The sequence below is a fragment of the Shewanella sp. SM73 genome, assembly GCF_025653795.1.
Classification (GTDB): Bacteria; Pseudomonadota; Gammaproteobacteria; order Enterobacterales; family Shewanellaceae; genus Shewanella; species Shewanella oncorhynchi.
Window position 1 is genome coordinate 301,559 of the sequence record NZ_JAKKRY010000005.1, and the last position, 16,252, is coordinate 317,810.

General features: G+C 45.6%; 17 protein-coding genes. 7 read left to right on the forward strand and 10 right to left on the reverse strand.

The window, feature by feature from the left end; genetic code table 11:
- Positions 1–120 precede the first annotated feature (120 nt).
- Positions 121–606 (reverse strand): YajQ family cyclic di-GMP-binding protein, encoded by a 486-nt coding sequence (locus L5M51_RS10055; protein WP_006080274.1) that lies wholly within the window; start codon positions 604–606, stop codon positions 121–123.
- Between the two features lie 155 nt (positions 607–761).
- On the opposite strand from L5M51_RS10055, the gene L5M51_RS10060 reads away from it, so the two are divergent.
- From L5M51_RS10060 to L5M51_RS10075, 4 genes are all read left to right on the forward strand, one after another.
- Positions 762–1,124, forward strand: coding sequence for a VanZ family protein (locus tag L5M51_RS10060; protein WP_105250138.1), 363 nt, complete (start codon positions 762–764; stop codon positions 1,122–1,124).
- Between the two features lie 50 nt (positions 1,125–1,174).
- Positions 1,175–2,131 carry a ketopantoate reductase family protein gene (locus L5M51_RS10065; protein WP_263172534.1) on the forward strand — a complete coding sequence of 319 codons (957 nt, stop codon included), beginning with the start codon at positions 1,175–1,177 and terminating at the stop codon, positions 2,129–2,131.
- Between the two features lie 350 nt (positions 2,132–2,481).
- On the forward strand, positions 2,482–2,820 hold the full coding sequence (locus L5M51_RS10070) for a P-II family nitrogen regulator (protein ID WP_105250140.1): 339 nt from the start codon (positions 2,482–2,484) through the stop codon (positions 2,818–2,820).
- On the forward strand, positions 2,817–4,130 hold the full coding sequence (locus L5M51_RS10075) for an ammonium transporter (protein ID WP_263172536.1): 1,314 nt from the start codon (positions 2,817–2,819) through the stop codon (positions 4,128–4,130). The genes L5M51_RS10070 and L5M51_RS10075 overlap by 4 nt, the downstream gene beginning before the upstream one ends.
- Positions 4,131–4,213: 83 nt before the next feature.
- Here L5M51_RS10075 and L5M51_RS10080 read toward each other — a convergent pair whose 3' ends face one another.
- The 6 genes from L5M51_RS10080 to L5M51_RS10105 form a co-directional block, all read right to left on the reverse strand.
- Positions 4,214–5,734, reverse strand: a complete 1,521-nt coding sequence (locus L5M51_RS10080) for an EAL domain-containing protein (protein ID WP_263172538.1) — start codon at positions 5,732–5,734, stop codon at positions 4,214–4,216.
- A gap of 173 nt (positions 5,735–5,907) precedes the next feature.
- Entirely contained in the window at positions 5,908–6,780 is an 873-nt protein-coding gene (locus L5M51_RS10085; protein WP_263172540.1) for a DMT family transporter, read from the reverse strand.
- A gap of 188 nt (positions 6,781–6,968) precedes the next feature.
- Positions 6,969–7,817 (reverse strand): 3-deoxy-8-phosphooctulonate synthase, encoded by an 849-nt coding sequence (gene kdsA, locus L5M51_RS10090; protein WP_105250144.1) that lies wholly within the window; start codon positions 7,815–7,817, stop codon positions 6,969–6,971.
- 58 nt (positions 7,818–7,875) lie between these two features.
- Entirely contained in the window at positions 7,876–9,123 is a 1,248-nt protein-coding gene (locus L5M51_RS10095; protein ID WP_105250145.1) for a DUF819 domain-containing protein, read from the reverse strand.
- A 156-nt stretch (positions 9,124–9,279) separates the two neighbouring features.
- Positions 9,280–10,068: a SirB1 family protein gene (locus tag L5M51_RS10100; RefSeq protein WP_263172542.1), complete on the reverse strand. Its 789-nt coding sequence runs from the start codon at positions 10,066–10,068 to the stop codon at positions 9,280–9,282.
- Entirely contained in the window at positions 10,068–10,463 is a 396-nt protein-coding gene (locus L5M51_RS10105) for a SirB2 family protein (RefSeq protein ID WP_006080263.1), read from the reverse strand. Before L5M51_RS10105 ends, L5M51_RS10100 begins: the two co-directional genes overlap by 1 nt.
- Before the next feature lie 119 nt (positions 10,464–10,582).
- On the opposite strand from L5M51_RS10105, the gene L5M51_RS10110 reads away from it, so the two are divergent.
- Positions 10,583–10,996, forward strand: a complete 414-nt coding sequence (locus L5M51_RS10110; protein ID WP_113939757.1) for a GNAT family N-acetyltransferase — start codon at positions 10,583–10,585, stop codon at positions 10,994–10,996.
- 203 nt (positions 10,997–11,199) lie between these two features.
- On the opposite strand, the gene L5M51_RS10115 is transcribed toward L5M51_RS10110, so the two are convergent.
- Positions 11,200–11,403, reverse strand: a complete 204-nt coding sequence (locus L5M51_RS10115) for a YheV family putative zinc ribbon protein (protein ID WP_012088350.1) — start codon at positions 11,401–11,403, stop codon at positions 11,200–11,202.
- A 253-nt stretch (positions 11,404–11,656) separates the two neighbouring features.
- Between L5M51_RS10115 and L5M51_RS10120 the strand changes: the two genes are divergently transcribed.
- Together L5M51_RS10120 and L5M51_RS10125 are read left to right on the forward strand one after the other, a co-directional pair.
- The gene (locus tag L5M51_RS10120; RefSeq protein ID WP_263145330.1) at positions 11,657–13,570 is read left to right on the forward strand and encodes an ABC transporter ATP-binding protein; all 1,914 of its coding nucleotides are present in this window, start codon (positions 11,657–11,659) and stop codon (positions 13,568–13,570) included.
- 54 nt (positions 13,571–13,624) lie between these two features.
- Complete coding sequence (locus L5M51_RS10125; RefSeq protein ID WP_263145332.1) at positions 13,625–14,086, forward strand: TIGR02444 family protein; 462 nt, start codon at positions 13,625–13,627, stop codon at positions 14,084–14,086.
- Positions 14,087–14,164: 78 nt separating this feature from the next.
- Here L5M51_RS10125 and L5M51_RS10130 read toward each other — a convergent pair whose 3' ends face one another.
- Entirely contained in the window at positions 14,165–14,575 is a 411-nt protein-coding gene (locus L5M51_RS10130; RefSeq protein ID WP_263145334.1) for a GFA family protein, read from the reverse strand.
- A 51-nt stretch (positions 14,576–14,626) separates the two neighbouring features.
- The gene (locus L5M51_RS10135) at positions 14,627–16,222 is read right to left on the reverse strand and encodes a GMC family oxidoreductase (RefSeq protein ID WP_263145336.1); all 1,596 of its coding nucleotides are present in this window, start codon (positions 16,220–16,222) and stop codon (positions 14,627–14,629) included.
- Positions 16,223–16,252 lie beyond the last annotated feature (30 nt).

Below are 16,252 nucleotides of genomic sequence, written 5' to 3' on the forward strand. Positions count from 1 at the left end.
GTCTCATAGCACTTATGTCATCAATATAAAAAAGCCCTCACACCTTAGTGTGAGGGCTTTTACATTTAAAGACGAAATGGCAAACGCGATACTGCATCACGTTAAACCAATTCTGCTCGATTAATCTTTAAAGTTATCAAATTGGAAAGGCTGGCCTAACTCAGACTCACGTGCCAACGCCATGACAGCTTGTAAATCGTCACGTTTTTTACCTGTAACTCGTACTTTCTCGCCCTGAATAGACGCTTGCACTTTAAGTTTGCTGTCTTTAATTAGCTTGACCAGTTTTTTAGCAATTAAGGTTTCTATACCTTCTTTAAACTTCACTTTTAGGGAGAAGGTTTTACCGCTGTGGATGGCTTTCTCATCGACTTCCATCGAAGACGGATCCACATTACGTTTGCTCAGTTGCATACGTAAAATGTCCACTAATTGTTGGCATTGGAAGTCATCTTCAGCGGTTAACGTGACCACATGGTCCTTATATTCCACGTCAGCCGTTTTACCGCGAAAATCGAAACGTGTCGCCAGCTCACGCTTAGTATTATCAACCGCATTACGCAGTTCAACTTCATTCACTTCTGACACAATATCCATTGAAGGCATAGTTTTTATGTCCCATATCAAATTAATATGCAGCTAGTTTACCCACACACAGGCCTAAGTTGAAGGTAAAGCCTAGAATAAAAGCGTAATCATGGGTGACTTTAGCCACACATTTTCCTATCATTGCCCCACTCTAAGCTAATACAAACATATTTGTGATAACTAAAAACACCCTATTTAAGCTGGCTTTAGCCGTAGCCTTTGTCGTGATCAGTTATCTGGTATTTTCCAGACCAACCTATTCGCAAAGTATTCCGAATATCGACAAGGTAGGCCATCTTGGGAGCTTTTTTTGCCTCTCCTATCTCACCTATCTTGCTTTCAAACCTAAGTGGTATTGGTTATCTCTCACACTGGCAAGCTACGCCATTTTAATTGAGTTAGTGCAATCACGTTTGCCCTACCGTAGCGCTTCTGTGGGTGACGTTATTGCCGACTTTTCGGGTATTGCACTGTTTTACTTTTGCAATTGGGCCTATGGCAAATACTTCCGCGCAGCGCAATTGCGAGAAGATTAACTCAGGCGCTTCAAACTGGTACTGATGACCGATACCTTAAGGCTACACATATGACTCATGCTGTGAACATAAATCGCGTAGTGGATATTGCGATTTTAGGTGCTGGTGCCGTTGGGCAGCTTATTTGCCACCAACTGACTACAGCGGGCATGGGTGTTGGTCTTATCGGCCGCGATTCAATTGCATCTATACAGCAGACACTTAGCGTCACTCCATTAGCGCCGGCCAATGATAATCAACAGAAAACACAAGCACTCCAGTATTCTGTGCCTATCTTAGCGGCCAATGCGCTCGATAATATTCGCCTCGTGATTGTCTGCGTCAAAGCCTATCAAGTGCTCGATGCACTTTTGCCCTTACTTAACCAACTGCCCAGACAATGCCACATTTTGTTGTTACACAATGGCATGGGACCTAATTTAGCCCTAGCGCCGCTAATTGATGCGCAAGCTGATGGCAGAGGGTTAAGCCTAGGGACAACTTCCCAAGGGGTGTTACGTCAAGCCAGTTGGCAAATTAGGCAAACTGGACAAGGGCTAACTCAATTTGGGCATTTTGCAGGTACAGAGCTCACTGAGCATTATCGCAATGCTTTACTGGCGGCTATCCCAAACAGTGAATGGGTGGATGCCATTGTGCCTTGTCTATGGCAGAAACTCGCCGTTAATGCCGCGATTAATCCGCTTACAGCACTATATCAATGTCCTAATGGCACACTCGCCGAGCCAGGTTTTAGTGACATGATTAAAGGCATTCTCGACGAGTTAGTCACGGTTGCCACACTCGAGGGCGTGCCTCTCGATAAACAATTGTTACACGACAGGGTCTATCAGGTGATCCGCCTCACTGCGGGGAATTTCTCATCGATGCACCAAGATATTGCACACCAAAGACGAACTGAAATAGACCAAATTAATGGTTATATCTGTGAGCGTGCACGAGCGCACGGTTTAAGTGCGCCAGTTAATGCTGACTTCTGGGCGCGCGTCAAACAGCTAGAAGCTTAAGCAAGAAAACTCACATAACAAAACTAAATATAACATTATGTTTAATTTATATAATTTTTAATTTTTTGCTAAATTCCCACTTTTTATTTACCGCATTAAAACGCGAATTCCCCTAGTGCCATACTCACTCGGCTTTTCCCGCACTCATGCTAGTCAAGCAAATTTAACTTGCACCAATGATACGCACTAAATCAGGGCAGATTAACTTTGCTTTGCACCGTTTTGCATCAAAATTTCAAGCTATTTCGGTGCATTTTAATGTTAACGCAATGATAATAAATGCTTTATCTATATGGCCTAATTCCTGCTTTATTCCAATAAATTGAGTCTGCAGCTTGTTGGAGAGAAAATTGAAACTGGTCACCGCAATCATTAAACCATTCAAATTAGACGATGTACGTGAAGCTTTAACCCAGCTCAGCGTCCATGGCATGACAGTCACTGAAGTACGCGGTTTTGGCCGCCAAAAGGGCCATACGGAATTGTATCGTGGTGCTGAATATGCAGTGGACTTTTTACCTAAGATTAAACTCGAAGTTGCCATTCATTCCGATCAAGAAGATGCCGTTATTGATGCCATTATTGCTGCAGCCCATACGGGCAAAGTGGGTGATGGCAAAATCTTTGTGACTTCGTTAGAACAAGTGGTGCGCATTCGCACTTCGGAAGAAGGAGTTGATGCCCTATGATGCTAGTGAGCTTCAGACTCAGTATTAAATACCTATTGATATTATTCAGTATATTGGCGACGAATGCCGTCGCCGATGATGGTCAATTTAGCGCTGCAAATACAGCGTGGATCTTAAGCTCATCCGCATTAGTGTTGTTGATGACCTTGCCAGGATTAGCCTTGTTTTACGGCGGTTTAGTTCGCAGTAAAAACGTGCTTTCAATATTGATGCAATGCTTCTCTATTGCCGCCCTAGTGTCAGTTTTATGGTTCGGGCTAGGTTATTCACTCGCATTCGACACAGGTAGCAGTTTCATCGGTGGCTTAGACAAAGCACTACTGTCAGGTATTGGTCGCGATAGTCTTAGCGGGGATATTCCCGAGCCTCTGTTTATGCTATTTCAAATGACCTTTGCCATCATAACGCCAGCTTTAATCATCGGTGGTTTTGCCGAGCGAATGAAGTTTTCAGCTGTGCTTATCTTTTCAGGTGCTTGGTTATTACTGGTTTATGCGCCGATCACCCACTGGGTTTGGGGTGGTGGCTGGTTAGCACAGCTAGGACTGTATGATTTCGCGGGCGGAACCGTGGTGCATATCACCGCAGGGGTTGCTGCGCTCGTGGCCGCTAAAGTGCTAGGTCCACGCAAAGGATTTCTAAACTCGGCCATTATGCCGCACAACCTGACGATGACTGTCACAGGTGCGGGCATGCTGTGGGTGGGTTGGTTCGGTTTTAACGGCGGCAGTGCGCTCGGTGCCAATGGCACCGCAGCCATGGCGATTCTAGCCACTCATCTCGCCGCTTCTATGGGCGCGATGACATGGGCGGCAATTGAGTGGATTAAGTTTGGTAAACCCAGCGCCCTTGGCATAGTCACAGGCATGGTAGCGGGCTTAGGCACTATCACTCCCGCCTCTGGTTATGTTGGCCCAGCAGGCGCCTTAGTCATAGGTTTACTCGGTGGAATCGTGTGTTTTTACTCAACGGTTTATATCAAACAGAAACTTAAAATCGATGACTCCTTAGACGTTTTCCCCGTGCACGGTGTCGGCGGTATTCTTGGTACCCTTTTGGCGGGTGTATTTAGCTCGACCCAATTAGGCGTCTTTAGCGGCTACGGTTTTGCGGCCGTGAACGACACTATGATAGACCAACTTGGGGTACAGATTATCGGGGTTGCGGCGACATTCACTTATACTGCGGTGGTCACTTGGTTGCTGTTTGTGATCATCCGTAAGCTACTTGGCGGCCTTCGCGTCAGCACAGAGCAAGAAGTTAACGGCTTAGATTTATCGGAACACGAAGAAACGGGTTATAGCCTTTAATCAGAACCTCGAACCTTTAGTTAAGACAGTTGAATAGCCATAAGGGTACCAAGGCGCCCTTATGGCAGACTTACATCATGATGCTACTTTTTGAAATGTTCGACTAACCATAACTTTAAATCCGCCAGCTTCATGGGCTTAGCAAAGAGATAACCTTGTAAAAAATGGACTTGGCGACTGGTCAAATAATCTGCCTGCTCCTGGGTTTCAACCCCTTCAGCCACCACCACATAATTCATCTTATGGGAGAGCTCAATAATGGTATCGAGTACGTGGGAAGTCACGGAGTCCTGCCCTATGGTATCGATGAAGCATTTATCGATTTTCAAGTAATCCAATGGCATGGTTTGTAACAAAGATAAGGTTGTTTGCCCAGTACCAAAGTCATCGATAGCCACTAAAATCCCCAACTGGCGTAAGCTTTCAATGCGCTGGCAAATATCCGGCGTTAATAATTGCCGTTCGGTGATTTCGATTAAAGGCTTAACGCCAATACGATCCAAAGAATCCCGCAGATGAATAAATTTCGACTCGATATCATCTTGGGTAAAATGCTCTGGCGCCACGTTGAATGCGACTCTAAAGCCCGATTCAACCTTCATATTAGCAAAATCTTTTAATGCCTTTTCGAAGATATAATTGGTCAATGGAACAATCAACTTGCTCTCTTCGGCGATAGGAATAAACAAATCAGGCCGTACTAAGCCCATTTGTGGGTGCTGCCAACGCACTAATGCCTCGACTCCTTTGGCCTTGCCGTCCTCAGCGCAGATCACAGGTTGATAAACCAAAAAGAACTCTTCGTTCTCTATCCCGCTACGAATATCATCAGCAAGGGAGTGACGAGATAACCGTGAATAGAGCACAAACAAGATAGAACCCGTAATCAAAATAATGCTAAAGGGTAATGAGATGGCAAAAAATATCCAAAAAAAATGCCTAAAAAAAGCAGGTGACATTTCTAGTAACACTGAAAAATTGTGCTCATCAGAATCTAAAGTCATTACCTCATTTTTGATAAATCCGAGTGATTCAGGAATCGTTTTACCATTGATGGATAAAGCGACATTGATAACTGCGCTGGGAAACACATCGGGCTGTACAAAGGAATCTACTAAATATTTCCCTTCAATAATCACAGCGGCGCCGTGTTTAGATTTAGGGTCCCATTTAGATGACACTATCGCGGGCACCTCAGGCATAAAAGGCGTGCCCGTAATAATAAACTGGTTAGATATTTCAAGATTTTCGGTAGCACTAACAATGCTCAGGGGAGTATCAATATCACCGGTTTTAGATGAGCAATAAACACGTTGCGAATCAAATATTAAAGCCGAGCGAAAGTAAGGCTGGAACAACATATAGTCGTGTAATTCTTGACACTCAGTGTCCTTCAACGCCAATGCATAATGGCTGATTTCATCGGCATGAGAGATCAAAGTATCTATGTTGCCTACATAAATCCCCCCCACACCTTTGACTTTATCTTCCACAAAATACTGTGCAGAGAGATAACTTGCTACAACAGCAACCCCAATGGGAAACAATATCACTGCCAGCCATTGCCACAATGGCAGATTCAATTTTGCTATTTTTCTTCGCATAGTTCTCTGTTTAGTTCCTTAACTCGCACAGCACTCGGTTAAAAATGGTATCAAAATCTAAGCGGCAAGGTATGTATATGTTTGTATCTCAGTTCATATCAGCTTGATATAAACTGGCTAAATCGCGTTTTATTCTAGTATAAAAAACCAGTATGACATCAATGAGTTTTAATCTATTCCCACATCACCAAAATGGCGGCCATAGCAATAAGCACTAATCCAAGCATATCTTTTATCTTCACTTTTTCCTTCAACCAAAAGGTGGCAATCAGGATCATAAAGAAGACTTCAACTTGACCTAAGGTTTTTACATAAGGCACAGCCTGCAGCGACATTGCACTAAACCAGCCGATAGAACCTAAACAACTGGCGGCACTGGTGAGTAAGGTAAGCTTAGGTCGCTGCCATAACGCGGCCAGTGTGGATTTATCCTTAAGTAACAGATAACTGACTAACACTAGGGTCTGTAGACTAATCACGAATAACAGCACCCAAGCGGCGCTATGGGGGAAGCCGATATTCAAACATAAACTCGCCTCTCGCACCCAAAGCGATGTCAGCGCAAACGAAGTACCGCAAGCCAAACCAATCAATACCGTATTGAGCGACAAGCTTCGCAGGCCTTGCTTGGCACTCATGAGAAAAATTGCCACACCACCCAACAACACTCCCGACCAACCTAAAAGGGATAAATGCGTCCCAAAAAACACTGTGCCTAAGATCGCAGCGACCACGGCTTCACTCTTGGCTAGCCCAGCACCAACGGCAAAGTTCTGTTGCTTGAACAATTTCACCATCAAGCCCGTCGCGAGGATTTGCATCGCCGATGCTCCGAGAATAAAACCGATAAAACGGTCGCTAAAATCGGGGATTCCGACATCCTGCCAAAGATATAAGCTCGCCAGATACACTGCGGCAATCGGCCCAGCCCAAATAAAACGCGCTAAGGTCACGCCCGCAACACTCACTTCTTTACTCAGCTGGCTTTGAAACGCATTACGCCAAGCCTGCATAAATGCCGCCAGCAAAGTGAGTAAGATCCACATAAAGGTATTCCGTAAAGAATCTGGTCGGCTATAAAAACAAGATTGTTAGGCAAAGCCCATCATAAAACATTAATGTTTCAGATAGCTACGGGGCTATACCAATCACATTCCTCGACTGAAAAACAAAAGCCCCGAACGAGTCGAGGCTTTGGGATTAAGTCACTAATTCATTAAGTCTTAGCTTGCGATTACTTACTGGTATCGATTGGCTCGAAGGATTTAACCAAATCGTCGATCGCTTTCATTTGCTTCAGATAATTTTCTAACTGATGCAAAGGCAGCGCACATGGGCCATCACACTTAGCGTTATCAGGATCGGGGTGCGCCTCAATGAATAGACCCGCTAAACCCAGCGCCATACCACTGCGCGCTAATTCGGTTGCCTGTGCGCGACGTCCACCCGCTGAATCGGCACGACCACCAGGGCGTTGCAGTGCATGGGTCGCATCGAAAATCACCGGATAGCCAGATTGCTTCATCTCGTCCATACCCAACATATCAACGACTAAGTTGTTATATCCAAAGCTTGAACCACGTTCACACAAGATGATCTCGTCATTACCCGCTTCGTTAAACTTAGTGATGATATGGCGCATTTCATGTGGTGCTAAAAACTGTGGCTTTTTCACATTGATGATAGCGCCAGTTTTTGCCATCGCGACAACCAAATCTGTCTGGCGTGCTAGAAATGCAGGTAACTGAATAATATCAACTACTTCTGCCACTGGCGCACACTGATGCACTTCATGCACGTCGGTGATCAAAGGTAAATTAAAGGTCTTTTTAATCTCTTCAAAAATCTTTAAGCCTTCCTCCATACCTGGACCGCGGTAAGAGTTAATCGAAGAACGATTCGCCTTATCAAAAGACGCCTTAAATATATAAGGGATCCCCAGCTTTTGAGTCACTTCGGCGTAGGTTTCAGCAATCGACATAGCGAGATCGCGAGACTCAAGCACGTTCATGCCACCAAACAACACGAAAGGTTTATCGTTGGCAATCTCGATTGAACCTAGGTTTATGATTTTATTACTCATCGCAACTTCTCTCTAAAATGCTGGAACCTTTCCCAGCGGTGAATAGGAGCTAAGGCGGTTATACCGCAACTAACTGTAAAATTTGACCACAAATCCATGCCATATAGGTTCCTAACGCATAACCTAATACGGCTAACAGTACGCCCACTGGTGCTAAAGCGGGGTGAAATGCCGCCGCAACTACAGGGGCTGACGCAGCGCCACCCACATTCGCTTGGCTGCCTACGGCCATATAAAATAACGGGGCTTTAATCAGCTTAGCCACCAATAACATAAAGCTTGCGTGAACTATCATCCACACAATACCAATTAAAAAGTACAATGGCGTATCGAGCACCTTACTCACATCCATATGTAGACCAATGGTCGCAACTAAGATGTAAAGGAAGGCTGAAGCCACTTTTGATGCCCCCGCCGCCTCTAAATGACGCACTGGGCTGAATGACATCGCCAAACCAATCGTTGTGACTATCACCACTAACCAGAAGAATTTAGAGGTTAAACTGTAATCTGCGGTCCAAGGATAGTTCACTTCAAAAAATGGCCCCAGAAAATCAGCGGCGATATGAGCAATACCTGTGATACCAAAGCCTACAGCGACAATCAGCATAAGATCGCGCAGATTAGGAATACGCGCATTTTCAGCATGATACTTTTCAACTTTATCTTTTAACGCTTCAATTGCAGAAGTATCCGCACCGGTTTTAGCATCGATCTCTTTCGCTTTTGAGGCTAGGAACAGCAGCACTGCCATCCAAATATTGGCGACTATCACATCGACTGTCACCATCACAGAGAAAATATTACCGCCCACATCATAAATTTCTTTCATTGCAGCTTGGTTTGCACCGCCACCAATCCAGCTCCCAGCTAAGGTCGTCATACCACGCCATACCGCATCGGGGCCATCGACCCCAATTAAAGAAGGTTCAATAACCGACACCAGCAACAAGGCGATAGGGCCGCCGATAACGATACCGACAGTGCCAGTTAAAAACATGATCAAAGCTTTCGGCCCTAAACTTAAAATAGCTTTTAAATCAACGCTTAAAATCAATAAGACTAAACAAGCTGGCAGCAAATAACGGGATGCCACAAAATACAGTTGTGAGGTATTACCATCGATTACCCCAAAGGTATTCAATAACGATGGCAAGAAATAGCACAATAAAAGGGCGGGAATAAAACGATAAAACTTCTGCCAAAAAGGATGACTACTGCTACTGGTATAAAATACAAAACCTAGAATTGTCGCGAGTATTCCTAACGCCGTGGCATCGTTCGTCACTAAAGCCGTGCTTGTCATGCTAATTTCTCCCTGTTGATACAGTTATTATTTTTATTAGAGACTTAACTTTTAAGTCCCTGGGTCAAACTTCCATCTGCCCAGTGTTATTATTTTTGCGGATTGAATTCGTTAATAAAAGTTGAATAAATAAGAAGAGCCCCGAAAGGCTCTGCTTTAGTGATAAACCTCGGCGTGTTCGTTTAATTCTTTGAGCTGCATCTTCACTATCTCGATCACGGGATCGTGAGGACTATTATCAACAAAATGCTGCAGATCGGCGGCGGCCACATTAATACAACCCAACTGCTGTGCAATAAATGCCCGCTCACGATTCAAATGTACATCGTCAACATGCCATTGCAACAGCAGACTGCAACACTCCATCGCTGCCTCAAATTGATGCGACACTATGCAACCCGCCTTAAGCTCATGCAGCATACGCGTCAGCAGTTTTTTCACCGTTGCAGGCTTTAAGTAACTTGCCTTAAGCTCAGCAGCATTACCTAACTCGCCGCGCACTAACACGTGCAACTGGTGACGGGTGAGTTCCTTGCCCGTTAAAGGATCCAAATAACTCACTTCACCGTCAATCTTACAACGCAGCACCGTATTGCCAGGTAGCAATATGGGTTCGAATTCAAGATCTAACTGCTTCGCAAGCAACATCAATACCGTCGCCAGCGTAGTACTATTACCTTGGCGACTAATTAAGCAAGTACCTAAATCTGCCGCCTCGGTACTGAAGTAGTTCTCACGAACACAAAAACCTAAATCCTCGTAAAACCAATGCAACAGCGCATTAAAACGCTGTTGTTGATCAACCAAGTAATGAGTTAATACGGCTCCCGCCATTTCAAACCAAGCCCATTTAGCGGCTTCAAGTTTAGAAAATCCAAGGTGCGCACCTACATCCAATGCCGACTCGGGCAATGAAATGCCATCTTGCAGAGTGTAGTTACCCATTAACCCAATAATACCGCTTGTTTAAAATGAGCCAATTTAGCAGCATAAACCAACCAACCTATCGCGCCTAAGTAAGCAAACACTTTGAACAATTTGTTTCTGTTCGCTTTTATGGCAATGGCGCCTAGGACAATGTAAGCAACTACAGCACCGATTTTTTCGGTCATCCAAGGATCCACAAAAGGAAATTGCTGGATCATAAAACACAAAGTTAAGCCCGACAGCAGTAGGAAAGTGTCGATAACATGGGGCGCTATCTTGAGCAGCTTCTTCTCCATCAGAGCCGATTGGCGCAGATGCAGGACAAAGCGCACGGTAAGCAGTAACACGCTCAACGCGATAAAGGTAAAATGCAGATGTTTAACCGCAGGATATAGACTGTAAAAAGTTTCCATTACGATACTTATGGCCAGTGACAAAGGCGCTAGTTTACCCTAATCCTTGGCGGCATACCAATGCCTATCAGCCTAGATATTCAGAGCTAACATCATAAAAAATCAAACGAGAAGTGACGATGAATTTAAGCTTAATTAACGATGAATCAACCGAGTTCGCCGACGCTATAAAACAAAAAATTGTCGAGTTCAACCAAGTCCAATGGCAGGGGCTTAGCCGTAAAAATCTCGGCCTCAAATTACAAGATACCGAAGGTAAACTGTTAGCGGGAATAAGCGGCAAAACCTTCGGCAATTGGTTGTTAATCGATTATCTGTGGGTCGATGATTCTTTAAGACTCCAAAGTATAGGCACGCACTTATTGTTAGCCGCAGAAAGCCAAGCAAAAGAACGCGGCTGCCAATTTGCCCTACTCGATACCTTAGATTTTCAAGCTAAGCCCTTTTATGAGCGCCACGACTATCGCGTGCAGTGGATACAACAAGCCTACCCAGAAACCGGCAGTAAATTCTTTATGGTAAAAGTCTTGTGATGTTTAAGGTAAGCGGTCATAACCGTACCCAATGCTTAGGCTACCATTTCTGATATCTAACTCAGACCGTTTCAATGAACTTGAGCTAATTGCGAGTGGTTAATGATTTGCGCACCTTTTACTCGCAAAGCTACAAACGGAAAAATAAGACATAGGACAGGGCGTCCTCAGCCGAAGCAACCCAATTGAATTAAATCTTCAACCTAATCCGGTTTAAACACGCCGATCACAGCACCGGTGGCTTTTTCTGTGACCTTTTCATCGGTTTGCTGTTCACGGTAATCACACTCTGTGCATTCAACGGTTTCGATGCCGTTTTCCTTGTAGAGTAAAATGCTGTCTTTGGCGCTACATTTTGGGCACTTAGCACCGGCTACGAAACGCTTTTTGATTTTAGTGTTTGTCATAATAGATAAAGGACCAGATAGCAGGGCCAAGGGACTCGGCCGAAGAAATTGCCGCTATTTTGCCACACTGATGATTGAATGCCAGTGTTACCTGAAAGTATGAGGCCTTAGGTCGATGTGATGCGATTCACTGAAGATCGTCCTGAAAAGTCGAATAATTGTCCGAGTTATCGGGTCAGGCTGTGGTTTGAAACTGGGTTGTACGCTATTATCTGTGCCCTGACGAATTTACGTTCTAACCAAGTTGTAGTTAATGATCAGCATCAACCAAGCGCAATTAATCCGTGGCAGCAAAACCCTGCTAGATGAGACCTCTCTCACGATTTATCCCGGCCATAAGGTCGGTTTAGTCGGTGCTAACGGCACAGGCAAATCCTCACTGCTCGCATTAATTTTAGGTCACTTAAGCCTAGATAAAGGTGAATTTAGTCTGCCTTCTGGCTGGCAAATTGCCACTGTGGCCCAAGAAACCCCTGCGCTCGACGTCTCGGCACTGGAATATGTGATCGATGGCGATAGCGAATATCGTCAATTAGAAGCCCTATTACACAAGGCCCAAGAAGATAACGACGGCAATGCCATCGCACTCTTACACGGCAAAATCGACGCTATCGGTGGTTATGCGATTCATTCGCGCGCGGGTTCATTGTTAGCGGGTCTGGGCTTTAGTGAAGCCGAGCAAAGCAATCCAGTCAAAAGCTTTTCGGGTGGTTGGCGTATGCGCCTCAACTTAGCCCAAGCGCTACTGTGCCGCTCTGACTTATTACTCCTCGACGAACCGACCAACCACTTGGACTTAGATACCATGTACTGGCTCGAAGGTTGGATTAAGTCCTATCAAGGCACGCTGATTTTAATCAGCCATGATAGGGACTTTATCGATGAAATCGTTGATGAAATCGTCCACGTTGAAAATCAAAAACTCAATTTCTACAAAGGCAATTACAGTGCCTTTGAGCGCATTCGTGCCGAACGTATGTCGCAGCAACAGGTTGCCTTCGAACGTCAACAAAAAGAACGTGCGCACATGCAGTCCTTCGTTGACCGCTTCCGTTACAAGGCAAGTAAAGCCAAACAAGCGCAGAGCCGCTTAAAGGCACTAGAGCGCATGACTGAGTTGTTGCCGTCTCAAGCCGATAGCCCCTTTTATATGGAGTTTCGTGCTCCAGAAGCCCTACCCAATCCGCTGATTAAGATGGAGCAAGTCGCGATCGGTTATAGCGATAAGCCAATCCTTAGCAAGGTGCATTTAAACTTAGTGCCGGGTGCGCGCATTGGTTTACTCGGCCGTAACGGTGCAGGTAAATCGACATTAATCAAGCTGTTATCGGGCCAATTATCGCCAATGACAGGTTTGTATGAACCTAATCCTGGCGTCAATATCGGCTACTTTGCACAGCACCAAATCGAATTTTTACGCCTCGACGACACGCCGATGCAGCATTTAGTACGTCTGGCACCCAATGCCAGAGAGCAAGAGTTGCGTAACTTCTTAGGCGGTTTTGGCTTTAATGGCGATATGGCGCTCTCACCTGTACGACCCTTTTCTGGCGGCGAGAAAGCCCGTTTAGTACTGGCGCTATTAGTTTGGCAACGCCCTAACCTATTGCTGCTCGATGAACCCACCAACCATTTAGACTTAGAGATGCGCCACGCCCTGACAATGGCATTGCAAACCTTTGAAGGCGCTATGGTTGTCGTCTCGCATGATAGGCATTTACTACGATTAACCTGTAGCGATTACTATCTGGTGGATCAAGGTGAAGTACGCGCCTTCGACGGCGACTTAGACGATTATCACCAATGGTTGCTCGATGCGGCGAAAGCCAACTCGAATCAAAACAGCACCAGTGACGAGATCAAACCTGCGGCCGATAAGAAGATACAGAAACGCCTCGAGGCCGAGATCCGCCAAAAGGTATCGCCGCTCAAGCGCAAACAAACTAAGTTAGAAACCGAGCAACAAAAGCTGAGCGAACGCCTCGCCGAGCTAGAGCACTTGCTGGCCGATAGCGAATTGTATGATCAAGATAACAAAGCCAAGCTAACCTCGGTATTAACCGAGCGAACGAGCTTGACGCAAACCTTAGAAGACAGTGAAATGCAATGGCTCGAGTTGCAAGAAGAGATAGATGCAATGGAGCAAGAGGTCATGGAGCAACAATAACTCCAGCGTTCTTTTACATAAAAGTCAGTAGCAGCGGCAATACAAGGAAATAGTATGGCGGTTTTAACCCAGTTCGACAGTCAACTCTGGCAATGGTGTGATATGAGCTATGCGCAAAACAAAGCGCTCTGCCTCGAATTGCAAAATAGCTGTCAGGTGAACGTCAATCTACTGCTACTGGCGCAATATTTAGATATCACTATGGATGTGTCTGGGCCGCAGCAATACAGCACAGACCAATGGCAAACACTGATGAATGCAGTAGGTGAATGGGATGAAAGATTTCTCATGCCCTACCGCAAATTACGTAAACTCGCTAAGTCCAGCCTGAATGAACAAGAGTATCAGCAGATGCTCGCCGTTGAGCTGATGATGGAACGTAAAGCGCAACGAACCATCTTAAATAAACTCAATGAACTCAGCCCAAACGGCCAAACGACAAATCTCGTGAGCTACTTAAGCCTGTTTGGACTCAGTGAAATAGACGCCAACGAAATCGGCTTAATCGCGCCCTGATCTAACCAAATCACGTTAAATCAAGCACAGCCAAGTTAGATCGAGCTCAATCAAATCAACGCAGTAATCATCAAATCGCTAACGGCTACGTGCTTGCGGATAGCGTTCACAGTCATCCTTGATCACCAACCAGTTCAGCTGACTCTCAGTATAAATATGGTACTTAGGCTGAACTTGGTTAGCATCGTCCAGACTCGCTATGCTCAAGGTCAAATAATCGGGATATTGAGTATGTCGGTAAGTTAACGATGTACCGCATTGGTCACAAAATCCACGGCGAATAAACTCGGACGATGCAAACTCAGTCACCTGACCTTTAAGCCAAATCACTTGGCTGAGTTTAAAATCCATCCAAGCCCCAAATGCAGATCCCGTGCTTTTTTGGCATGAACGGCAGTGGCAATAATCCGCATCAAAGGGTTCACCTTCAATCTGATAACGAATCGCGCCGCATAAGCAACCACCTTCCCGTAATATGTTTTCAGACATTCACACCCCATCAAGCTTTATCAAGCTAAGCTGCATTTTGATAAGATAACATCAGGCTTTACCGTCAGTGAGCTTCTGTGCGAGTGCGGTGGCATTACGCGCCGTGATGCCATAAATCGACAGCTGCGGATTAGCGCCAAGGCTGGTCGGGAAGATAGAGCCATCCATTACAGATAAATTTTCTAAATAGTGCGACTGACCATAACTGTTGACCATAGAAAGCTTTTCATCTTCGCCGAAGGGACAACCGCCCATCACATGGGCCGATGCAACGATAGTGCGCAGTGGCGCGAGTGACATCTGCGCAATGCTTTCTTTGGCGTCTTTCCACGAGGATAAGTAAGGCATGCCATCGCTGATCGGCAACACTTTTAAGGCGCCAGCCGAGAATTGTAACTCCGCCATACTAGCAAAAGCGCGTCTCGCGGCCTGCCAAAAAGCATCGGTCAACGGATAATCTAAAGCAAAGCCCTTATCCGTTAAGTGTACTTCACCGCCTTGACTGTCGGGATGATAGCCATCGCGGATCAAAGCGATAGTTACTTGTAACTGATTGAATTGTGACATTAACTCAGCATGACTCGTACCATAACCTAAAGTTTTAGAGGCGATTAAAATCGGATGCACCGGCGGCACTTCGAGTTTATAACCCAACTCACCATCGGCGCCATTGTTCCATACAAACTCATCGGAATAGATAGATTGCGGCGCACCGCTATGGCCATTGATCGAATCGGCAAATACGCCGCCGGATAACAAAGTAGGATGTAAAAAGGTGCGTTTACCCAAAAGTTGGTGGGGATCGGGCACTTGCGAACGCATCAAAATCGTCGGTGTATGGATAGCACCCGCACTCAAGATATAATGTTTAGCCTTAAATAACAGCTCAACGTCAGTGGGTCGTAAATTCACATCCAACGCCTGCGCCTTTAACGCAAACACTTGGCCATTATGGTGCTCAATCTTAGTCACTTTAGCGCGGCTGATCAGCTGCGCGCCTTTCTCAAGTGCCGCGGGAATAGTAGTGACTAACATAGATTGCTTCGCATTGACCGGACAACCCATGCCGCAATAGCCAGTATTCCAGCAACCCGCCACATTGCGTTTAATGACTGTGTATTCCCAGCCAAGATTGATACAACCTTGCTTCAGGGCGGCATTATTGCGATTAGGCTCATAATTCCATTCATGAATGTTGAGCCGTTGTTCCATTTGCTCAAACCAAGGATCTAAACTCTCGCGATTAAGCCCAGCAACCGATTTATGTTGCGCCCAAAAAGCTAACGCCTCGGTCGGAGTGCGGATTGAAGTGGTCCAGTTAACTGTGGTTGAGCCACCGACTGCGCGGCCCTGAAAAATTCCAATCGCCTTGTCGGCGGTTTTCATCGCCGCAGCTTGTTGATACAAGTTGGGATAAGCAACTCGCTCTTCCATATTAAAATCGCTGGAGGATTTTAGCGGTCCCGCCTCAATCATGATCACGCTCAGCCCTGCTTGGGTGAGGATTTCAGCCGCCACACCGCCGCCAGCACCTGTACCGACAATAATCACATCGGCTTCAAACTGCTGGTTTTCTTGCAATTGGCTCGCATCAGTGTGCAACCAACCAGAGTTTAAACCATTCACTATAGGATCTATGATTGCCAACTTGAGTGCTCCACTGTCGCGGGTAAGATG